Source organism: Cellvibrio sp. ATLC23 (genome assembly GCF_057196725.1).
The window spans coordinates 215,825-237,283 of the sequence record NZ_JBXUOS010000003.1; the positions used below are offsets into that span (position 1 = coordinate 215,825).

Genomic DNA, 21,459 nt, shown 5'->3' on the forward strand with positions numbered 1-21,459 from the left:
TTGCCGTGGACGCTGTTTTTGAAGAGCTCGGACTGGATTTAACCAACGTTAAATTACCCCGTTATATCGCCGTGGAAGGGTGCATCGGCGTAGGCAAAACGACGCTCGCGCGCAATATCGCGCAATTGTTTAATTACGATATGCTGCTGGAGCAACCGGAAGAGAATCCCTTTTTGGAGCGCTTTTATCGCGACCCAAAATCCACCGCCTTGCCCACGCAACTATTCTTTTTATTCCAGCGCGCCAATCAATTACAAAGCCTGCGGCAAGACGATATTTTTGAACCAGTGCGCGTGGCGGATTTTTTAATCGAGAAAGATCAGCTGTTTGCGCGGGTAACGCTGGATGACGATGAACTCAATATTTATCGCCAGGTATATGATCGGCTGGTCATCAACGCACCGCGCCCGGATTTGGTGATTTATCTACAGGCGCCGCTCGATGTATTGCTCGACCGTATTCGTCAGCGCGGCATCAGCGCCGAGCAACATATCAGCGCTGATTATTTAAAAGCGCTCAACGACACCTATACTGAATTTTTCCATTTCTACGATGGCGCGCCGCTGCTGATCGTTAACGCCAAAGATCTCAATCTGGCGAAAAACCGCGATCACTTTAAGCAGCTGGTGGAATATATTCTCACCATCAACAGCGGCCGCCACTATTACAATCCAGTGCCTGCGCTCTAACGACCACGCGCACGACTCCATATTTTCAGCGAGAACAGCCATGCCCTACGCAACCCTTAACAGCACCTCCACGGCGAATACCGCGCTCACCAAAAATGTCACCATCAATACACTGCACAAACTAAAAACCAGTGGCGAAAAGTTTGTGGTGATTTCCCTATACGATGCACACATGGCCGCTATGGCACAGCGCTGCGGTGTAGAAGTTGTGTTGGTCGGCGATTCGCTCGGCATGACGGTATTGGGCTACGACAGCACCATCCCGGTCACTATGGAGCAGATGATTTATCACGTGGAAGCGGTAGCGCGCGGCAATAAAAAATCGCTGATTATTGGCGACCTTCCCTTTATGACCTATGCCACGCCCGATGAAGCCATGCGCAATTGCACCCGCATCATGCAAGCCGGTGCGCAAATGGTAAAACTCGAAGGCGGCGCCTGGCTCGCCGAGACGGTGCGCATGCTCTCTGAACGCGGCGTTCCGGTGTGTGCGCACTTGGGTTTAACACCGCAATCAGTGAATAAATTTGGCGGCTTTCGGGTGCAGGGGCGCGATGAAGCGGGCGCGGAAAAAATTCTCGCAGATGCTAAATTACTCGCTGATGCCGGTGCCGATTTATTAGTGCTGGAATGTGTACCTGCCGATTTGGGCGCGCGTATTACCCGCGAAATTGCGATCCCAACCATTGGTATAGGTGCAGGGCGCGATACCGATGCGCAAGTCTTGGTGATTAACGATATTCTCGGCCTCACCGAACAGCCACCTAAGTTCTCTAAAAACTTTTTGTTAGAAGCAACCGACATTCCCGGCGCAATGCAAAAATATGTTGCCGATGTCAAAGCCGGAACATTCCCCGGCGATGACAACATTTTTATCTAACCTGTTTTTACTCTCTATTAAAAATATAACTACAGGGCAATTCCCTGCCCTGTTGCTACACTCTTACCTAATCGGCAAAAAATTCGGCAAATAGTCGCACAACAATTACAAGGCGACGCTATCAACAACCGACCACCGTTATTAAGCGGTAACCAAAAGGTACGAGTTATGTTCAGCAAAACATCACTACTTATTGCTCTGTTAAGCAGCTGCTTTATCGCACCACTACACGCGGATACACCTGCTACTAAAGAATCTACAACATTCACCCAAACCACGAACGACAAAGCGGCCTGGAAAACTTATCTCGCCAAATCCCAAGCGCTGCGCAAAGCCGACCAGGCATTTCTTAAGAACGAGTTAAAAAAGCTCGGGCAAAAAAAAGCAAGCCTGCCGGAATACACCAAAGAATTTGGCTTTGAAGTCAAACAAAAACCCGATTGGTTTAAAAGCGACGAAGGTAAACGCGTGATGGATATTATCCTCTCGTTTCAAACCCCGTCCGGCGGCTGGTCAAAACGCACCGATATGAGCAAAGCGCCGCGTAAACCCGGTCAAGCTTTTGGTGTTGAACAAGATTACATCCCTACCTTTGATAACGGTGCGACCAGCACACAGCTAATGCTGCTGGCACAAGCACATCAGGCCACCGGCGATAAACGTTATAGCGATGCATTTGCCAGAGGTTTGGATTTTATAATCGCTGCCCAATATCCCAATGGCGGCTGGCCGCAAAACTTCCCCTTGGTTGGCGGCTACCACGATCACATCACCTACAATGATGCGCTCATGAGCGACCTGATGGTAATTTTGCATAAGGTTGCCCTTGCGCAAGAAGAGTATTCATTTGCAACACCCGCACAACAACAAGCAGCGCAAACCAGCCTCTCGCGTGCGCTTGATTGCGTACTCAAAACCCAAGTCATTAGCAATGGCAAGCGCACTATCTGGGGAGCACAACACGATGCGAAAACCTTACAGCCAGCCAAAGCTCGCGCCTATGAAATGATTTCCCTCACCAGTTCAGAGAGCGTAGGCACGCTGAATTTTTTGATGGATTTGGAGACGCCAAGTAGTGAGATTATCAATGCTATTCATGCCGCAGCTGCCTGGTACGAACAAAATAAAATTATCGGAAAAACCTGGACACGGGGCGACGCCTTGCTGAAAGATGATAAAAATGCACCGCCAATGTGGGCGCGTTTTTATGAGATAGGCACTAACCAACCTTTATTTGGCGACCGCGATGACTCAGTGCATTATGATCTGGCGAAAGTATCGGAAGAGCGCCGCCTAGGCTATGCCTGGTACACAACCTCGCCCAACCAAGTATTAGCAAAGTACGCCCGCTGGGCTGAACAATATCCGCAATAGATATTAATCACAGCACCTTCACTGCCGTGCAATACGGCAGTGAAGGATAACATCGTTAAATCTCAATTCCCTTCACTTGACCAGACTTTCATGGTTTGCACCGCCAGCAATTTGCACTGACCTTTTTGCTCAACGTATGTACGCATAAATTGGTAGCGCGAGGTGCGCAGGGTTTTTCCGTCTGGATTTAATTTATCGACACTGCTCAAGCCCTGCAACACCACCGTATTTCCCAAGCGATGCGAGCGAACATCATGGGAACGGCGCTGATGCGCTTGCGCCTCCGGTTTTTTTATTCGCATCAGCAATTGCGCTTTGGTCTCTTGCAGGCTTGCTAGGTTATGCACCCAATAAAACTCCGGTGCGAGCAACTTATCCAAAAATTGAACATTGCCCACCTGCAATGCAGTTTCGTATTGTGCATCCAGCTTCAGCAGCGTTTCTATATCCAGACAAGTTTCCGCCCGCGCAATTGACGCCACCAAACATGCAGTCATAACAAAGATTTTTTTCATCTCAAATTTTCACCATAAGAATTAACCTCTAGAAAGTAGAGCATAAAAAAAGCCGGCATCACAAGATGCCGGCCAAGACCATACTAGAGTACAAACAAAGGGGAGTTCCAAACTGGGCCAAGAGAAAACCCATCGGCAATGGCACCTATTCCTAAATCGATGAGTCAACCAAATCACAAGCTGTTGCACTCACAGGAAGAAACCCTTACCGGTAGTTTCAGTATTGTTCACTTTTCAGCCGTTGCCAGTTTTTTTATTCTTCTATTTAAATTATTTAGCGATAAACCCGCAAAACTGATTAGGAAAGGCTATAAAAACCAATTAAACCGGTGGATTGTGCCCCATCAACATCATTGCCTCGTTAATTAAATACTCAAGGCGAGTTGCAGTGGTGGAGCGCAACGCAAAGTCATCGACAAGTTTACGTAAACGGCTCAGCTTCGGGCGCACGGCACGCAATTCTTCTGTCACCGGCTCATAATCCAGATAATGATCTTGCACACTCAGCTTGTTCAGCTCAGATAACTCCGCATGCAACACACTGATCAGGTCATAAAAAAAATCTTTGCGATCCAAACTATTGGCTTCCCAATAAGCTTGATTCAATCCGCCCAACAAATCTTCAAGTACCTTGATGGCTTTGGAAATACTGCTATTCGACATAACACACCTTGCTTTAAGTTCATGATGAATCGTTTGAGTATAGAAGACTTTAGCGTCGTTGCTGGCGGCTCTGCTAAACTCCGCTCTCCTCGCCTCAGGACACCGCCATGCCGCTCGAACAACTCTGGTTGTTTACCACTATTACGCTCGTGCTCTCCGCCAGCCCCGGGCCAGTGATGCTGGCATGTATGATCGATGCCGGGCGCTACGGCTTTCGCAAATCGCTCTACACCATGCTCGGTGCCAGTGTGGGGAATTTGGTGTTGATGTTGTTATCTGCATTGGGGTTAGGTTTATTAGTCGAACAAGCGGAATGGATTTTTCATACGATTAAATGGATTGGTGCAGCTTATCTGGTGTATCTGGGCATTCAATTGGTATTGGCGCCCGCATTAAGTGTTGATCTGGAATCCCGTCAAATACGCAGCAGCCATTTATTCAGCAAAGCGTTTATCGTGGCGGTAACCAACCCCAAGGGGCTGATTTATTTCGGCGCACTCTTTCCGCAATTTATCGACATCCAGCGCAGCATGCCGCCACAATTTGCATTGCTCACGGTGATATTTTTAGCAATGGATTTTGTCTGGATGAGCATCTACGCGGTTGGCGGACGCAGCATTGTGCGCTGGCTAAAATCACCGGAACACCAGCGCTGGTTTAACTGGATTTCTGGCGGTGCATTAATTCTCGCGGGCGGAGCATTGGCCTTTGCCAAGCTATAGCATGACCAGAGAGCTCTGATGCTAAATACCGAAACTCAAGGCAGGGATGCACCCTCAATACTTGACATACCATAATAGTAATACATACCATAAAAGACATGTGGACAATATTCGAACATAGAAAGCTCACCAAACAACTCAGCAAAGTACCGGCTGAGATCTTGGCACGTTATGAGATATGGAAAAGCATTGTTGAAATCTCAGGCCCGGAAGGGCTTAAAGCCATCAAAGGCTTTAAGGATGAAGGTCTACAAGGAGAATGGAAAGGGTTTAGATCATCGCGCCTGAATATTCAGTATCGCGTGATTTATCAGGTTAAGGACAAAGAGCTCTATGTAAACGTTGTCGAAGTTACCCCTCATGATTACAAGAGGAAGTCCTGATGAAAGATTTTATTCCCGCCACACAACACATAATCGTCACTCCCGGTGAATCGGTACGCATTATTCGCGAACTCCAGGAGCTGAGCCAAAATCAGCTGGCAGAACTCACTGGCATCCCGCAATCCACCATTTCCAGCATTGAATCTGGGCGAATTAATCTTGGAGTCGAGCGAGCTAAGGTGCTGGCAACCGCGTTAAAGTGCCATCCGGCAGTATTGGTTTTTCCGGGGTGGAAATTGGATAAAAGTACAGCAGCTTGACGATTACCAGTGATCACAATAGGCAAAAAGTGATGAGCGATTTTATTCTTTCACCAAAATCATTTTCAGAATTTATTGAAAGGGTTTTAAATGAGGAAAGGCATTTTTGGTCAGAAAAGACCAATGTTTTTCTAAATGCGCTTCTTGATTCAAGCAAAACTCGAACCCAATCAATCCCTCAAGGCGCGGAATACTTTAGGGCTAGGGCAAGCAACGCAGTGAGCGGAATTCTGACCAAAGAGGAAATGAAACCGAAAAAAAACTTACGCAGCGAAGGCAGAATTAATCCCTACAACATAAATGTGCTGTACCTCGCCAGCCGAAAAGAAACCGCTATCGCAGAAACCAGAGCGGCAAATAGACAACCAATAACAATTGCAAGATTTATTACCAAGAGAGAACTTAAGTTAATCGATTGCACAATGGATCGGCCCGGCTGGTATTGGTATTTTTATAGCTATAATCCAAATACTCTAGAGGATGCTGAAAATTTTACATGGGTTGAAATTGGCGGAGCATTCTCGAAACCTGCTGAAGACGAAGATCAGAGGCACTTTTATACTCCAACCCAGATAATTGCAGAATTTTTTAAACATAACGGTTTTGACGGCATTATCTATCAATCTCAATTTGATGCGCGGCTTAAGGGAGAGGAAAGATACTCAGGTATAAGCCAAAATATTGCACTGTTTAATTTGGATGATGCAGATCCAATAGACGCTGAACTATGGCAAATTGACGCCAAAATAATAGAGGCATCTCCTATTAAAGGGGTAACAACTAGTTACTAGAAAATGGAGGTGCGCCAACACCTCCATTTTCAAAACACTATCAAGCCGGCGCACTGGCGCGAATCAGGTGATCAAACGCCCCCAGTGATGCAGTTGCTCCTGCACCCATCGCAATAATAATTTGCTTGTAAGGCACGTTGGTGCAATCGCCCGCCGCAAATACACCCGCAACCGAGGTTTCACCGCGCGCATTGATTTCGATCTCGCCGCGATTAGTTAACTGCACTGTACCTTTTAAAAAGTCGGTATTGGGCAGCAGACCGATTTGCACAAAAATACCTTCCAATTCCACAGTGGCGATTTCATCGGTATTGCGGCTTTTGTATTTCAGCGCAGTGACTTTTTCGCCGTTGCCGATCACTTCAGTGGTCAGCGCTTCGGTAATTACCGTCACATTCGGCAAGCTGAATAATTTGCGCTGCAAGACAGCATCGGCACGTAATTTTGAATCGAATTCAATCAAGGTTACATGAGCGACAATACCCGCCAAATCAATTGCTGCTTCCACACCCGAATTGCCGCCGCCGATCACCGCTACACGTTTGCCTTTAAACAAAGGGCCATCGCAGTGCGGGCAGTAGGCAACGCCTTTGCCGCGATATTCTTGCTCGCCCGGCACATTCATTTCTCTCCAACGTGCGCCGGTAGCAAGGATAATGCTTTTACTTTTTAAGCTGGCACCGCTGGCGAGTTTTACCTCTACCAAATCACCGGGATTTGCACCGGGAATAACTTCAGCCGCTTTTTGCAGGTTCATCACATCAACAGCGTATTCTTTTACGTGTTGCTCTAACGCCATCGCAAGTTTCGGGCCTTCGGTTTCTTTTACCGAAATAAAATTTTCAATCGAGACAGTATCCAATACCTGACCACCAAAACGCTCGGCTACTACACCCGTGCGAATGCCTTTGCGCGCCGAATAAATGGCTGCCGCTGCACCGGCTGGGCCGCCGCCGATAACGAGCACATCAAACGGATCTTTTTCGCTCAAGACTTTGGCATCGCGCTCGGCGGCGCCTGTATCGATTCTGGCGATAATTTCTTCTAGCGTCATGCGGCCCTGGCCGAAATGTTCACCGTTTAAATACACACTCGGCACCGCCATGACTTTGCGCTGCTCAACTTCGTTTTGAAAGAGCGCGCCATCAATCATGGTGGCAGAAAAATTCGGGTTAAGCGCTGCCAATAAATTTACCGCTTGCACTACGTCCGGGCAGTTGTGACAGGAGAGCGAGACAAAGACTTCAAAATGAAACTTGCCGTCAATCGCTTTAATTTGTTCGATGGTTTTTGCATCCACTTTTGGCGGATGTCCGCCGGTTTGCAACAAAGCCAACACTAGCGAAGTAAATTCGTGCCCCATTGGGATACCGGCAAAATGAATGCGCGGTGCCTCACTTAGGGAGGCAATAGCAAACGATGGGCGATAGTTTGAATCGCCTTGATCAGTCACACCTACCTTATCGGAAAGTGTAGAAATTTCTTGCAGGAGGCTATACATCTCCTGACTTTTTGCGCTGTCATCCAGACTTGCAACCAGTTGGATGGGGCGTTGCAGTTTTTCCAAATAGGCTTTGAGTTGGCCTTTAATCGCGGCATCTAACATGGTGTTCTCCGTAAGAATTTTTTAATAAAAGCCCGCCTTGTGAGCGGGCTTTTTCTACAACGGTTGCTTGTTTGCAAATGTCATCCCCGCATGCGGGGATCCATAGGTCTTAGCAATTAAAAGCTGGACTCCCGCAAGCGGGAGTGACGAATCAGCAATCTTAGATTTTGCCAACCAAATCGAGAGACGGAGCTAAAGTCGCTTCACCTTCTTTCCACTTAGCTGGGCACACTTCACCTGGGTGAGCAGCAACGTATTGTGCGGCTTTTACTTTGCGCAGCAGTTCAGATGCATCGCGGCCGACACCACCAGCGTTAATTTCAATGATTTGGATTTTGCCTTCTGGATCGATCACGAAAGTACCGCGATCCGCCAGACCAGCGTCTTCAATCATCACACCGAAGTTGCGGGTGATGGTGCCAGTTGGATCACCGATCATTGGGTATTGGATTTTGCCAATGGTCTCGGAGCTGTCGTGCCATGCTTTGTGAGTGAAGTGAGTGTCGGTAGACACTGAATAGATCTCTACGCCCATGCTTTGGAATTCAGCGTAGTTGTCCGCCAGATCACCCAGTTCGGTAGGGCATACAAAGGTGAAATCCGCTGGGTAGAAGAACACGACAGACCATTTGCCTTTCAGGTCCGCGTCGGTCACAGGGATGAATTTGCCCTGGTGATAAGCCTGAGCACTGAAAGGTTTGATTTCTGAATTGATAGTTGCCATGAGTAAATCTCCTAATTATGGAAAGGTCTGTATGGGCTAAGCCCGTTGGGTTAATTGCGTCAACGGGGTACAGATTAGGGATTCAGGCGTGATAGGACTAATTGTCTGTGGCCATAGACCGCATAGACAAAACCTATCTATTTGATATGATCCATTTTTAATTACTATTGAAATTAGCAGTGCATTCAACTGCAGCAGTAAAAACAGCATGCAATAAAAAAGCGACGAGCCGGAAGCACGCCGCTTTTTTATTGATCTTTAAGTGAAAACTAATCAGTAATTTTGATTGATTAAATCTTGTGCGCGTGTGAGCCCTTCGGCGGCATCAGAGCCGGGCACTGCAAAACGCAGCCCCTGCTGCACAAACATTCTGGCTTTATCTGGAAGCGCTAGTTGGATGTAACTTTGCGCCAGCACCAAATACAGTTCGGCGGAGCGGCGCTCAATGCGCAGGCCGCGCTCGGCGGTGGCGATCGCGCCTTGATAGTCTAAGGATTGATACTGCTGCCGCGCCTGTTTAGCCAGACTCAATGCCGCAGGGTTTAATGCGGCGACTGCAGGGGCGGGGGCGTTGGGCACAGATCCGGGTTGAGGTTTTAAGATGACCGGTTGATTGGGTTCAATTACACCCGGTTTATTCACCACGGGCGGCGGGTTTTGTGGCTGCTGGGTATAAGTGGAACAACCGGCAATAACAAACATGCCTGCAAGCAGGCAGGGGCGGAGCAATAGCTTAATCATGAATAACTCTTCAATTGGAAAATGGACATTCGAAAACTGACTTGCGCACGGGATTTATGCGGTGATTTGCCCAAGAGCTACTCACCGTCTTTCGCTGCTGCTTTTAATAAACGTGCGATTTCTTTCCACATATCGAGATAGGCGAGTGCCGCGCGGCTGCGCTGATTGTAGCTGGTTAGCGGCGCGCGGCGCAGCCCCATTTGTTCAACGGCGGCATCATTCGGGATATAGGTTTTCAACATAGGCACCGGCATTTTTTTGCTGTTTTCTATCGCTTCGCGGTGCAAGTTGCGGCGCATATCCACCTGATTAAAAAACCCGACAATACGGGTAGGCGCGGATTTTTTGCCATTGAGAAACTCCACCACCTGCTCCATCGCCCTGATCGATAAAGGGCTGGGAATCATCGGGATTAATAAAATATCCACTTCCAGTAATAGCTGCTCAACACTGGGCGAGAGCGTAGGCGGGCAATCAAAAATAAGAATGTCGGCTTTTTCGCTCAAGGGTTTGAGCAGTTGTTTGAGGAATTTTTTATCTTTACTGAGTTCATCGAATTCGCTGTCCAAACTGCGCAAACTCAAATCGGCTGGGATCAGCATCAACCGCGGATAAGGGCTGTAAAGTTCCATCTCGGCGATGGATTTACCTTTACTGAAGAGTTTGATGGCTTTAGTGGCGTCCGGCTCCTGCTGGCAAAACCAGCTGGCGGCGGCCTGAGGGTCAAGATCCCAAAGGATCACATTCTTTTTCGCGCTAGTAGCCATGTAGGCCATATTGACGGCGGTAGTGGTTTTACCCACACCACCTTTGAGATTGTAAAAAGCGATTTTTATCATAGGAATTCCGTTTTTGACGAAGTTGCACTGCGATCACGCGTGAATTATTCAATAACAATAATAACTTGTAGCATTTTTATCCAAATCCTTCAAAATTTATACGCCATCAGCGGCGTAAAAACGCGAACCGGCGCATATCCAAGCGCAACTGACTGGCGGCAGGTACAATCTCCGTTCATTTTAGCGAGCAGCGGTTATGACCCAGTCCCATCCCTATGAACTTCTCACGCCCGATATGGTGCTGGATGCGATTGATAGCACCGGCTTCCTGACCGATGCCCGCATCCTTGCGCTCAATAGTTATGAGAATCGCGTCTACCAAGTGGGAATTGAGGGAGCTAGCCCGCTGATTGCCAAGTTTTATCGCCCCGAGCGCTGGAGCGATGCGCAGATCATCGAAGAACATGAATTCACCCAAGCGCTAAAAGACTTGGAGATTTCTGTAGTACCTCCTATGGCCGATGACGAGGGCAAGACCCTGCGCGAATTTCAGGGTTTCCGCTTTGCGCTCTATCTGCGCCAAGGCGGCCATGCACCCAATCTAGATGACTTTGATGCACTGCTATCCCTTGGCCGCACCCTCGGGCGTATTCACGCACTGGGGCAAGCGCGCCCGTTTGCCCATCGCCCGGCACTGAATATCCAAACTTTTGGCCGCGACAGTTACGATTTTTTAATGGCGAATGATTTTATCCCCGCCAGTTTGCGCGAGTCTTATCGCACCCTGGGAGCGGATTTATTAGCGCGTTGCGAAACCCTGTTTAGTCGCGTGGATTACACTCCCATCCGCCTGCATGGCGACTGCCATCCGGGCAATATTTTATGGCGCGAAGACGTGCCGCATTTTGTCGATTTTGATGATGCGCGCATGGGGCCGGCGATTCAGGACTTATGGATGCTGCTGTCGGGCGAGCGCGAACAGCAGACACTGCAACTCGCCGACGTGCTGGAAGGCTATCGCGAATTTTGCGATTTTGATTTGGCCGAGCTGGCGCTGATCGAGGCGCTGCGCAGCCTGCGTATCATGCACTACAGTGCGTGGCTGGCGCGGCGCTGGAGCGACCCCGCCTTTCCGCGTCACTTCCCCTGGTTTAATACCGAGCGCTATTGGGGCGAACATATTCTGGAGTTACGCGAGCAGCTGGCCGCGCTGAACGAGCCGCCGCTGGTCATTTATTGAGGAAATACGGTTGGAAAACCGCCATTAACCCCCAATAATGCCTCACACCCTTTTTATTTACCGAGTAAGGATCTGGCCATGAACGCCACCGTTACCGCTACCAACACCGCACATGTTGTCGATAGCCTATGGGAATCCATTCGCCTGCAAACCCGCAAACAAGCGGAAACCGAACCGGTACTGGCGAGTTTCCTCTACTCCACCATCCTCAATCACGACACCCTTGAGGCCGCCCTGAGCTTCCATCTCGCCAATAAACTCGACAGCCCGGCACTGCCCGCTATGTCGATCCGCGAAGTAATTGAAGAGGCACTCAAGGCCGATAAAACCATTATTGAATCAGTTCGCGCCGATTTGATGGCCGTCAGCGAGCGCGATTCCGCCTGCTGCTCGCTAGTAACCCCCCTGCTCTTCTTCAAGGGCTTCCACGCGCTGCAGGCCTATCGTGTTGCGCACTGGCTGTGGAACCAAGGCCGAAATTCGCTGGCATTGTTTCTGCAGAACCGCATTTCAGGGGTGTTTGCAGTGGATATACACCCGGCCGCCCGCATCGGCAGAGGCATTATGTTCGACCACGCCACCGGCATTGTGATTGGCGAAACGGCCGTGATTGAGGATATGGTCTCGATCATGCAATCCGTCACCCTGGGCGGCACGGGCAAAGAGGCGGGCGACCGCCACCCGAAAGTGCGCAAAGGTGTGCTGATCGGCGCAGGCGCGAAGATTCTCGGCAATATCACCGTAGGTGAGTGCGCCAAAATTGGTGCAGGCAGTGTGGTACTCAAAGACGTTCCGGCGCGCGCCACGGTAGCGGGAGTACCAGCCCAGATCATCGGCGAAACCCAGTGCAATCAACCGGCACGGGAAATGGATCACTCCATTCGTTAATTGTTTTAGGCACGGCGCACTGTTTTATGCAAGGCGCCGTTTTAGTATTTAGAGCGCCAATCTGCCCCAAAATAAAATTCCTGCACCAAAAAATTCCCCTGATTGCTTCATTAGCGCTCAAAAGCTGGCGATATAACCCTTATTCCGCGTTTGGTCTGATATTTGCTCAACTAGGTTTTCAAAACCGAGGAGAGCCCAGCATGCAATACACTAAGCCCATGATCGATCTGGTGTACGAGATTCGCCGCCGCGTAGATGCTGACATGAAGCCAAGCGTAAAAATGGCAAACCCGGAGTTGCTGAAGGAATTAGCGGACTACCACCACCACACCAAAGACACCATTACCAAAACCCTGATCAAAGAACTGCTGTTTATGGCTGGCGACCAATGGCCACAGCTATTAGAACCGACTACAGCAGAAACACCTAAAACAGCCGAAATTCCAAAACAGATGGTCAAAGTCTATCGCGGTCAAACCATTTTGGAAGACGCACCACAAATGACAGAAGCCAGCCCTCCCGAAGAAGGCACAGCCCTGCGCAAAGAGATGCTGATCAATAGCATTCCACCCACCGCCGCCAAACCGGTGCGCATGTACCGCGGCCACCCTATTGTGTAGCCTGCCCTGACTGAGCCAAAAGAAATTTCATGTGCCAAGTCAAGAGCGGCCAAGCTGGGCTATAGTAAGAAACAAGTCTCCTGATCGCCGCTGCGCAACAGGCCGACGCCCAGGGTCAAAGCTTGTAGCGAGTGCTTTTCATGCCGGTAAAAATTCAATCTGCAATGCGTGCATTTTGTTGGCTGTTACTTGCCATTCCGGCCATGCTGTGGGCCGATGACAGCGAGCTGGCTCCGGTCGGACTGCTGACCGATATCAAACATGATTACCTTTTATTTTTAGCAAACCGCGCGCCAGAGGAGATTACTTTTTTTGGCGGCCCCCACGCGCGCCGCGATGTCGCAGAACTGATTTTGTTGCAGCAGGCACTCGCGTTGGGCGGATTTAAACGGAAAATCACATTTATTAACGAAGATAACTATTTTCGCAGTATCCGCAATGTGGTCGAAGGAAAAACACTGAGCATCAGCGGCACGATTTGGCTGCAGGATCTGAATCAAGTTAAAGACCGCGTATTTATCTCGCCCGCCGTGGTGCGCGACGGCGAGTTCATTGTGGGTCTCTATACCTCGCCCAATAATCAACGTGCCCTAGGCAGCCACACGCTTGCCGAACTTGCCCAGCTGCGAGCAGTGAGCAGCCGCCAATGGAAACCCGACTTGCGAGCACTGCAAACACTCGGCTTCCACAAAATTATGCACACCTCTAATTGGATTAATATGGCGCGCATGCTCAACGTCGGACGAGTTGACGTTACACTTGCGCCATTCAGCAGGTCATCGGATTTGCACATCCAAGTGGACGGTATAGAACTGGTGCCCATCCCTGGAGTGAAAGTGATTATTGCCGGTTCTCGCCATTGGCCAATCAGTCAAAAACATCCTTATGGCATAGAATTTCATCAGGCACTAACTAAAGGGATGACCGTGTTACGCGAACGGGGCACCATCGAACGCGCTTATCGCGAGAGCGGATTTTTCCACCCAGCGGTCGCAGACTGGACGCTACTCAACGCAGGAACTCATCACCGCAGACCAGCGGATTGACAATAAAAAAACGCGACGATGAAGTCGCGTTTTTTATTCAACAATACATTCGCAGCATTATTGTTTCTGTTTTAACAAATCGCGAATTTCTGTGAGCAATAATTCTTCTTTAGTCGGTGCAGGCGGCGGAGTAGGCTCAGTCGGTTTTGCTTCCTCTTTACGCTTCATGCGATTAATGCCTTTAATCACCATAAAAATCGCAAAGGCCACAATAGTAAAATCCAGGACGGTTTGAATAAATTTACCATAGGCAATCAACACCGGTTCCCGGCCTTCGATAAGCGCCGGCAGAGTGACAGCAAGATCACTAAAATCCACGCCACCAATTAACCAGCCAATCGGCGGCATAATTACGTCGGCAACCAAGGAGCTGACAATTTTTCCGAAAGCGGCGCCGATAACAATACCCACCGCCATATCAACTACATTGCCGCGCACGGCAAACTCTTTAAACTCTTTTGCAAAGCTCATATCAATTCCCCTTTGTTAGTTTAAAACACACCACTGCAACGAGCACCGGGGTTTTATAGCCTATCCGGCACCATAAACCAAGCGCTAGCGCCACTTACTCATCCTCGCGCTGCGCATAGACTTCAGGTACACCAGCGTGATCGACATTTACATGGAGCACCATCGGCTGGCAGCAGACTTGGCAATCCTCCACATAAGTTTGCTGCTCGCAAGAACAATCGACCAACACGCTAATTGGCTCACCACAGTAGGGGCAATCGAGAAAACACTCTTCTTGTAAACTCATTACCAACTCCGATAATTATCGACAACCACATCAATAAGCGGTAGGTGCATCGATACCCAACTCATCCCACAATTCATCGACACGATCTTTTACCGCTTGGTCCATCTCAATCGGTGTGCCCCATTCACGGGTAGTTTCGCCCGGCCATTTATTGGTTGCATCAAAACCAATTTTAGAACCCAGGCCAGAAACGGGTGAGGCAAAATCGAGATAATCAATCGGCGTGTTTTCGATCATCACTGTGTCACGCGCTGGATCCATGCGTGTTGTCATCGCCCAGATCACATCATTCCAATCGCGCGCGTTGACATCATCGTCGGTGACTATGACAAATTTGGTGTACATAAATTGCCGCAGAAAACTCCACACGCCCATCATCACCCGCTTGGCGTGACCGGGATATTGTTTTTTCATAGTGACGACGGCCATGCGGTAGGAGCAACCTTCGGGCGGCAAATAAAAATCCACAATCTCCGGGAATTGTTTTTGCAAAATCGGCACAAATACTTCGTTGAGTGCAACACCGAGAATCGCCGGCTCATCTGGCGGACGGCCAGTGTAAGTGCTGTGATAAATGGGGTCGCGCCGATGGGTAATGCGCTCAACAGTGAACACCGGAAACTTATCTACTTCATTGTAGTAGCCGGTGTGGTCGCCAAACGGGCCCTCGGGCGCTAAATCATTCGGCGCAATATAGCCCTCCAAAATAAATTCCGCCGATGCAGGCACTTGCAAATCATTGCCAATACATTTCACCACTTCGGTTTTATCGCCGCGCAATAATCCGGCAAAACCGTATTCAGACAGCGTATCGGGAACCGGCGTGACAGCACCGAGAATGGTGGCAGGGTCGGCACCGAGCGCCACCGCAACTGGATAATTTTTACCGGGATTTTGAATTTGAAATTCACGAAAATCCAACGCGCCACCGCGATGGGAAAGCCAGCGCATAATCAACCGGTTTTTACCGATTTTTTGCATGCGGTAAATACCCAGGTTTTGCCGCTCCTTGTGCGGCCCGCGGGTAACCACTAATGGCCAAGTCACTAAAGGGCCTGCATCACCCGGCCAGCAGGTTTGAATCGGCAGCAGATCCAAATTTACTGCATCGCTTTCAAGTATCACATCCTGACACTGGGCTTTGCTCAACACCTTGGGCGCCAAATTCAATACCTGTTTAAAAATCGGCAGTTTATCCCAGGCATCTTTAAATCCTTTCGGCGGCTCTGGCTCTTTTAAAAAGGCGAGCAACTTGCCGACTTCACGCAAAGCACTTACCGATTCCTGCCCCATACCGAGCGCAACACGCTCGGTAGTGCCAAATAAATTAGCGAGTACGGGAATGTCATAACCTTTGGGGTTTTCAAACAGCAACGCGGGGCCACCAGCACGCAAGGTGCGGTCGCAAATTTCTGTCATTTCCAGATTGGGATCAATTTCTTGTTTGATGCGTTTTAATAAACCGCGACTTTCAAGCAGGGCGATAAAATCGCGCAGGTCTTTATATTTCATTTTTTAGAAAACCAAAGAGTAAAAACCGAAGTTATAAAAAAGAAAGCCCGTATGGAATACAGCAAACTACGGGATTTTAATTTCCCGCATTACGCTGTGCTCCATACGGGCTACAAGCTACAAATTAACCCCCTCCCAACCTCCCCCTTGATCAAGGGGGAGGAGCTAGTCCCCTCCCCTTTTGAAGGGGAGGGTTAGGGTGGGGTGTTTATTTGCGTTTCATCGACATAAAGAATTCATCGTTAGTCTTGAAGTCTTTCAATTTATCGAGCAAAAATTCAGTTGCCGCAACGTCTTCCATATCGTTTAACAAACGGCGCAGAATCCACGCGCGCTGCAACTCGTCTTCACGCATTAACAACTCTTCGCGGCGAGTACCGGAGCGGCGCACGTTGATCGCTGGATAAATACGCTTTTCAGCAATTTTGCGATCAAGATGCAACTCAAGGTTGCCCGTACCTTTAAATTCTTCGTAAATCACTTCGTCCATTTTGGAGCCGGTATCAACCAGTGCGGTAGCGATAATACTCAGGCTGCCGCCCTCTTCGATATTACGCGCAGCACCAAAGAAACGTTTTGGCCGCTCCAACGCATGAGCATCCACACCACCGGTCAATACTTTACCGGAGGAAGGAATTACGGTGTTGTAAGCACGTGCAAGACGGGTGATAGAGTCGAGCAAAATCACTACGTCTTTTTTGTGCTCAACCAAACGCTTGGCTTTTTCGATCACCATGTCTGCCACTTGCACGTGACGTGCAGGCGGCTCATCAAAGGTAGAAGCGACCACTTCACCGCGCACTGAGCGCTGCATTTCAGTTACTTCTTCCGGGCGCTCATCGATCAACAATACGATCAAATGACACTCGGGATTATTACGTGTAATCGCCTGCGCAATATTTTGCATCATGATGGTTTTACCGGCTTTGGGCGGTGCCACAATCAAACCGCGCTGGCCTTTACCGATAGGGGCAATCAAATCGATGATACGACCAGTGAGGTCTTCGGTGGAACCGTTACCCGCTTCGAGCGGCAAACGAATATTGGGGAACAGCGGCGTGAGGTTTTCAAACAGAATTTTGTTGCGGGAACTTTCTGGTTTATCAAAGTTAATATCATTAACTTTTAACAGCGCAAAATAACGTTCACCTTCTTTTGGTGGGCGAATCTTACCGGAGATGGTATCGCCTGTGCGCAAGTTGAAGCGGCGAATCTGACTGGGTGAAACATAAATATCGTCAGGACCCGCAAGATAAGAGCTGTCGGCTGAACGCAAGAACCCGAAGCCATCGACCAAAATTTCCAGTACACCGTCGCCGTAAATATCTTCTCCGCCTTTTGCGTGGCGCTTGAGGATATTAAAAATAATGTCCTGTTTACGCGAGCGGGCGATATTTTCCAAACCCATTTCGTGGGCGATATCAATTAATTCTTCAATCGGTTTCTTTTTAAGGTCGGTTAAATTCATAGGAAAGACTTTATGGATGGATGTGAGTTGTTGCAGATTAGTAGCCGCAGGGCCTGTGTTGATTTTAAAAAAATAGGGTTGCGTTTTTTTGCTGTTATTAAGCCGCTTATTTTAAGGTTGCTGGCTTAACGCCTGCGTTTAATCGCCCTATCAGTATTGTTTGTGCTAATTGACTGGTTGCTTGACTGATTTGGTTATTCAGATAACGACTTGTCAGGTACCGGGGCAAAAACAATAGCAGGGAAATTAGGGTTTGTTCGTCTGGTTATGGGAATCGGGAAGGTGATTCAGGGAGGAACAAACATCAGATGAGGCTGAGTATAGCGGCAAATATCACACAGTGCAAAAACAAATTCGGCCATCTTGCGATGGCCTGCGTCAATTAGATTGCCGAGTTAATAAAATCGATCAACTGCGGCTTGCTGACGGCCCCCACTTTGGTCGCGTGAGCCGCACCATTTTTAAAGATGATCAGCGTAGGAATACCGCGCACATTGAATTTAGCCGCCGTCTCTTTGTGATCATCAACATTGAGTTTGGTAACTTTTATTTTACCCTCAAACTGCTCTGCCAAATCATCAAGGATAGGAGCAATCATCTTACAAGGCCCGCACCAAGGAGCCCAAAAATCTACCAAAACCGGCAAATCAGCACCGATTACTTCCTGCTCAAAACTGGCATCACTCACGTGCACGATGGCATCACTACTCATAATCAACTCCAAACCTAACGGTCATTTAGTGGTGGGAAGCTCCCAATTAGATGCAGTCATCATAAGGATTGCCTCTGATGCAGGCAAGGAGAAAAAACTAATCATTACTATAGGGGAACGCTATGTGCGCGCAGCGGACAAAGCTCAATTAGGGGAATTTTCCCGCTCAACCAAACCCGCCGCTTCAAATGCTAAATACAGATTATTGAAGGTAATAGGCTTGGATAGATAGTAATTCATGCCACTGGCGAACACCGCGTCGCGATGTTCCTGAAGCGCATGAGCAGTGAGCGCGATAATAGGTGTTGCAGGCAAACCCTCGCGCCCCTCATAGTCGCGAATGCTGCGCGTGGCTTCAAACCCGTCCATTTCCGGCATTTCACAATCCATCAAGATCAAATTAAAACGCTCACTCGCCTCCTGCACTGCATCGCAGGCTTCAACTCCATTTTCAGCAAAGACTGGCGCTATGCCCAGCTTGCCTAACAACCCTTTAATGACCATGCGATTGACCGGATTATCCTCAGCCACCAGCACTCGCAGGTGCGAAAACTTATCGAGGTCGCGCACCGGTTTCTCAGCAGTCATTTGCGGTAGTGGCTCGTGCCCCAGCAATGCAATTAATTCTTGCTGCAACAATTTCATCGATACGGGCTTACGCAGAATCGCATGAATCCCCAGACTGCGCACTTGCCCTTGATCGTGATAAACATCACCCGCGCTAAACATAAATAGGGGCAGCTCACGAAACTCAGAAAGCGCCCTTAACCATTGCGCAAATTCAAAGCCAACAGCATCTGGTAGCGCCTGATCAAAGCCGACAAAATCATAGGGCTCACCCGAATGCAACGCATGTTTAAGCTGCGTTAACGCTGCTTTTGCCGATGCGGCCGACTCCAAATTGACTCCCCACGCAGCGCAATGCGACGCCATAAATTCCGCCAGATGAGAACTGGACTCGACCAATAATAATTTTTTTCCTGGCAACAAATCGCTGCTGGACTCCAACTGCGGGCGATTCCAGTCGCACACCGACTCTTGGTGCAAGCGCGCAGTAAACCAAAACGTGGAGCCCTGCCCTTTTACGCTCTCAACACCAATTTCACCGCCCATTAACTCTGCAAGACTTTTGCAAATTGCCAAACCCAAACCGGTACCGCCATATTTGCGCGTAGTGGACGCGTCCGCTTGATTGAAGGAATCAAACAAATCCTCCGTGCGGCTCATTTCTATACCAATGCCGCTATCCTGTACGATAAAACGCAACTCAACCATATCGTCCGGCAGCTCTGCACTGCATTGCACCTGCAAAGTGACAAAACCTTCAGTAGTAAACTTAAATGCATTGCCGAGTAAATTGATAATGATCTGACGCAAGCGGGTGGGGTCGCCTTTAACCCACTTAGGGACCTTGGGATCCAGCCCGCCAAATAATTCGATGTGGCGTTTGTTCGCGGTAGCACCAAATAATTGCACGCAATTCTCGATCATTTCATCCAATTCAAAGGTAGTTTCCTCGAGGCGCATTTTCCCCGCCTCGATTTTAGAGTAATCGAGAATATCGTTAATGATAGCGAGCAGGGTTTCACCCGAGCGATGAATCACATCTATGTAATGTTTTTGGTTGTCATCGAGTGGAGTATCGCGCAGCATCTCCAGCATGCCGATTACGCCATTCATCGGCGTGCGAATTTCGTGACTCATAGTGGCGAGGAATTGGCTTTTGGCACGGCTTGCATCTTCCGCTGCATTTTTTTGTCTACGCGTTTCCAGCTTCTCTTCTTTTTCACTCAACAGCGCCATTTCGATTGCATGGCGCTGCTCGATATCGTCGAGCAACGTCTCGCGCATGTGATTAATCGCGTTGACCACATTATCCAGCTCATCGGAAGCCGAATCCACCTTCATGCGCTTGAGTTTGAGCGGTTTGGTCAAGGTCTCCAAATTGAGATTGCGCGCATAATTAGCAACCGTTTTCATATGGCGGGTCAGCAAGGTGTGCACCAGCCAAACAATAAACAGCGCAATAACCAGTGTTTTAGTACCCTGCACCAACGCAATAAAAAACGCGCGTTCCCACAATTTGTCATAAATGCTGCTGAGGCTGGCAGTCACCGTGAGGGTGCCCAATTGCTGTTCCGGCGTACTGGCGTCTTCATACACTAGCGGATAACTACGCACCAAAAACTGACTGCGTTTATTTTCTAAATCCTTTGGGTCATAGGCTTGATTGCTTGCCACTAGCGTCTGTTCGGTGTTGTTCCAATCGTGCCAGACCACCTTCACCTGCACCACATCGTCCACGGCCAGAACACTATTGATCTGGATATTTAATTGTTCCTGATCAAAACCCCACAAGCTTTTGGTGATGCTCGCGAGAGTGCTGATACGCACCTGATCCAGACGCTTTTCAAGTGCGGCTATGTCGTCATTAAAATTGCTGTGCAGCTGCAATAAGATTGCAACCAGTGTGATGATCGAACTACTGATGATAATCAACCCTAATAGCCGCGCCGCTATAGGGTTTTCACGCATATATTTTCTTATGTTGGGCATCTCAACCAACCGCCGCAAGACCAGAGAGGAGTGCCCTTGAGTGTAGCAGCAAAAAGCACTTGCCCCCATGACCAAGCATGAGTAAAGACCTTAGACTAGGGGGAAATTTGCGCTTAACTTACATAACCGGACTGGAGATGTAGCAGTAACTGCTCGGCGCGCTCGATAAAATCTTCGCGCACCGCGGGCTCCTCCAACTGCACCCCCAGTGCGTGGACATAGTGACGCAAACCCGATGGCCCCGTTTTGCCCGCCCGCAACCACTGATTGAACGCATCATCAACCAACCCCTGACCTAACAAACCGAAATGTTCGATAAAAAGTTCGTTTAACTGTTCGATAACGCGCCGCACAACGGGCAATAAATTGGGCTGGGCATGAAGCGCCTGAATAGCAGAATTGCTCATAGTGATTCTCCTTGAGTACTACTCTTGAGTTAAGCTGATACCCGATTAATCGCAAAGACTGATTGGGAATAACCTATTTATTTGAAGCACCCAGAACATCAAATGGCGCTTTGCAAAGAAGCGTAA

General features: G+C 48.9%; 24 protein-coding genes. 11 read left to right on the forward strand and 13 right to left on the reverse strand.

Going from position 1 to position 21,459, the window contains the following annotated elements; all coding sequences use genetic code 11:
* Positions 1 to 5: 5 nt before the first annotated feature.
* The 3 genes from AC2CG4_RS06540 to pelA all read left to right on the forward strand — a co-directional run bounded on the left by AC2CG4_RS06540 (position 6) and on the right by pelA (position 2,943).
* On the forward strand, positions 6 to 689 hold the full coding sequence (locus AC2CG4_RS06540) for a deoxynucleoside kinase (RefSeq protein WP_062061674.1): 684 nt from the start codon (positions 6 to 8) through the stop codon (positions 687 to 689).
* A gap of 40 nt (positions 690 to 729) precedes the next feature.
* A complete protein-coding gene (gene panB, locus AC2CG4_RS06545; RefSeq protein ID WP_484485480.1) occupies positions 730 to 1,569 on the forward strand; it encodes a 3-methyl-2-oxobutanoate hydroxymethyltransferase in 840 nt (279 codons plus the stop codon).
* 168 nt (positions 1,570 to 1,737) lie between these two features.
* On the forward strand, positions 1,738 to 2,943 hold the full coding sequence (gene pelA, locus AC2CG4_RS06550; protein ID WP_484485481.1) for a pectate lyase: 1,206 nt from the start codon (positions 1,738 to 1,740) through the stop codon (positions 2,941 to 2,943).
* Positions 2,944 to 3,005: 62 nt separating this feature from the next.
* Here pelA and AC2CG4_RS06555 read toward each other — a convergent pair whose 3' ends face one another.
* Together AC2CG4_RS06555 and AC2CG4_RS06560 are read right to left on the reverse strand one after the other, a co-directional pair.
* A complete protein-coding gene (locus AC2CG4_RS06555) occupies positions 3,006 to 3,458 on the reverse strand; it encodes a nuclear transport factor 2 family protein (RefSeq protein WP_484485482.1) in 453 nt (150 codons plus the stop codon).
* A 321-nt stretch (positions 3,459 to 3,779) separates the two neighbouring features.
* Positions 3,780 to 4,121, reverse strand: a complete 342-nt coding sequence (locus tag AC2CG4_RS06560; RefSeq protein ID WP_484485483.1) for a hypothetical protein — start codon at positions 4,119 to 4,121, stop codon at positions 3,780 to 3,782.
* 107 nt (positions 4,122 to 4,228) lie between these two features.
* Between AC2CG4_RS06560 and AC2CG4_RS06565 the strand changes: the two genes are divergently transcribed.
* The 4 genes from AC2CG4_RS06565 to AC2CG4_RS06580 all read left to right on the forward strand — a co-directional run bounded on the left by AC2CG4_RS06565 (position 4,229) and on the right by AC2CG4_RS06580 (position 6,277).
* Positions 4,229 to 4,843 carry a LysE family translocator gene (locus AC2CG4_RS06565; protein ID WP_484485484.1) on the forward strand — a complete coding sequence of 205 codons (615 nt, stop codon included), beginning with the start codon at positions 4,229 to 4,231 and terminating at the stop codon, positions 4,841 to 4,843.
* A gap of 161 nt (positions 4,844 to 5,004) precedes the next feature.
* A complete protein-coding gene (locus AC2CG4_RS06570; protein ID WP_484485485.1) occupies positions 5,005 to 5,226 on the forward strand; it encodes a type II toxin-antitoxin system mRNA interferase toxin, RelE/StbE family in 222 nt (73 codons plus the stop codon).
* Positions 5,226 to 5,486, forward strand: coding sequence for a helix-turn-helix domain-containing protein (locus AC2CG4_RS06575; protein ID WP_484485486.1), 261 nt, complete (start codon positions 5,226 to 5,228; stop codon positions 5,484 to 5,486). Before AC2CG4_RS06570 ends, AC2CG4_RS06575 begins: the two co-directional genes overlap by 1 nt.
* 32 nt (positions 5,487 to 5,518) lie before the next feature.
* Positions 5,519 to 6,277, forward strand: a complete 759-nt coding sequence (locus AC2CG4_RS06580) for an RES family NAD+ phosphorylase (RefSeq protein ID WP_484485487.1) — start codon at positions 5,519 to 5,521, stop codon at positions 6,275 to 6,277.
* 40 nt (positions 6,278 to 6,317) lie between these two features.
* Here AC2CG4_RS06580 and ahpF read toward each other — a convergent pair whose 3' ends face one another.
* The 4 genes from ahpF to AC2CG4_RS06600 all read right to left on the reverse strand — a co-directional run bounded on the left by ahpF (position 6,318) and on the right by AC2CG4_RS06600 (position 10,187).
* Complete coding sequence (gene ahpF, locus AC2CG4_RS06585) at positions 6,318 to 7,883, reverse strand: alkyl hydroperoxide reductase subunit F (protein ID WP_484485488.1); 1,566 nt, start codon at positions 7,881 to 7,883, stop codon at positions 6,318 to 6,320.
* Positions 7,884 to 8,043: 160 nt separating this feature from the next.
* On the reverse strand, positions 8,044 to 8,607 hold the full coding sequence (gene ahpC, locus AC2CG4_RS06590; RefSeq protein WP_484485489.1) for an alkyl hydroperoxide reductase subunit C: 564 nt from the start codon (positions 8,605 to 8,607) through the stop codon (positions 8,044 to 8,046).
* Positions 8,608 to 8,880: 273 nt separating this feature from the next.
* Positions 8,881 to 9,348: a tetratricopeptide repeat protein gene (locus tag AC2CG4_RS06595; protein ID WP_484485490.1), complete on the reverse strand. Its 468-nt coding sequence runs from the start codon at positions 9,346 to 9,348 to the stop codon at positions 8,881 to 8,883.
* Between the two features lie 77 nt (positions 9,349 to 9,425).
* On the reverse strand, positions 9,426 to 10,187 hold the full coding sequence (locus AC2CG4_RS06600; protein ID WP_484485491.1) for a ParA family protein: 762 nt from the start codon (positions 10,185 to 10,187) through the stop codon (positions 9,426 to 9,428).
* Between the two features lie 196 nt (positions 10,188 to 10,383).
* Between AC2CG4_RS06600 and AC2CG4_RS06605 the strand changes: the two genes are divergently transcribed.
* From AC2CG4_RS06605 to AC2CG4_RS06620, 4 genes are all read left to right on the forward strand, one after another.
* Entirely contained in the window at positions 10,384 to 11,367 is a 984-nt protein-coding gene (locus tag AC2CG4_RS06605) for a serine/threonine protein kinase (RefSeq protein ID WP_484485492.1), read from the forward strand.
* Positions 11,368 to 11,445: 78 nt separating this feature from the next.
* Positions 11,446 to 12,255, forward strand: coding sequence for a serine O-acetyltransferase (cysE, locus tag AC2CG4_RS06610; RefSeq protein WP_484485493.1), 810 nt, complete (start codon positions 11,446 to 11,448; stop codon positions 12,253 to 12,255).
* 200 nt (positions 12,256 to 12,455) lie between these two features.
* The gene (locus AC2CG4_RS06615; protein ID WP_484485494.1) at positions 12,456 to 12,875 is read left to right on the forward strand and encodes a hypothetical protein; all 420 of its coding nucleotides are present in this window, start codon (positions 12,456 to 12,458) and stop codon (positions 12,873 to 12,875) included.
* A gap of 140 nt (positions 12,876 to 13,015) precedes the next feature.
* On the forward strand, positions 13,016 to 13,921 hold the full coding sequence (locus AC2CG4_RS06620; RefSeq protein WP_484485495.1) for a hypothetical protein: 906 nt from the start codon (positions 13,016 to 13,018) through the stop codon (positions 13,919 to 13,921).
* A 57-nt stretch (positions 13,922 to 13,978) separates the two neighbouring features.
* Here AC2CG4_RS06620 and mscL read toward each other — a convergent pair whose 3' ends face one another.
* The 7 genes from mscL to AC2CG4_RS06655 form a co-directional block, all read right to left on the reverse strand.
* The gene (gene mscL, locus AC2CG4_RS06625) at positions 13,979 to 14,392 is read right to left on the reverse strand and encodes a large-conductance mechanosensitive channel protein MscL (RefSeq protein ID WP_484485496.1); all 414 of its coding nucleotides are present in this window, start codon (positions 14,390 to 14,392) and stop codon (positions 13,979 to 13,981) included.
* Positions 14,393 to 14,486: 94 nt separating this feature from the next.
* Complete coding sequence (locus AC2CG4_RS06630) at positions 14,487 to 14,678, reverse strand: CPXCG motif-containing cysteine-rich protein (protein WP_484485497.1); 192 nt, start codon at positions 14,676 to 14,678, stop codon at positions 14,487 to 14,489.
* Between the two features lie 30 nt (positions 14,679 to 14,708).
* Complete coding sequence (gene ubiD / locus AC2CG4_RS06635; RefSeq protein WP_484485498.1) at positions 14,709 to 16,190, reverse strand: 4-hydroxy-3-polyprenylbenzoate decarboxylase; 1,482 nt, start codon at positions 16,188 to 16,190, stop codon at positions 14,709 to 14,711.
* Between the two features lie 208 nt (positions 16,191 to 16,398).
* On the reverse strand, positions 16,399 to 17,658 hold the full coding sequence (gene rho / locus AC2CG4_RS06640) for a transcription termination factor Rho (protein ID WP_484485499.1): 1,260 nt from the start codon (positions 17,656 to 17,658) through the stop codon (positions 16,399 to 16,401).
* Between the two features lie 382 nt (positions 17,659 to 18,040).
* Positions 18,041 to 18,370, reverse strand: a complete 330-nt coding sequence (trxA, locus tag AC2CG4_RS06645; RefSeq protein WP_484485500.1) for a thioredoxin TrxA — start codon at positions 18,368 to 18,370, stop codon at positions 18,041 to 18,043.
* A 144-nt stretch (positions 18,371 to 18,514) separates the two neighbouring features.
* Entirely contained in the window at positions 18,515 to 20,905 is a 2,391-nt protein-coding gene (locus AC2CG4_RS06650; RefSeq protein ID WP_484485501.1) for a response regulator, read from the reverse strand.
* Positions 20,906 to 21,039: 134 nt separating this feature from the next.
* Positions 21,040 to 21,333, reverse strand: a complete 294-nt coding sequence (locus AC2CG4_RS06655) for a hypothetical protein (protein WP_484485502.1) — start codon at positions 21,331 to 21,333, stop codon at positions 21,040 to 21,042.
* Positions 21,334 to 21,459 lie beyond the last annotated feature (126 nt).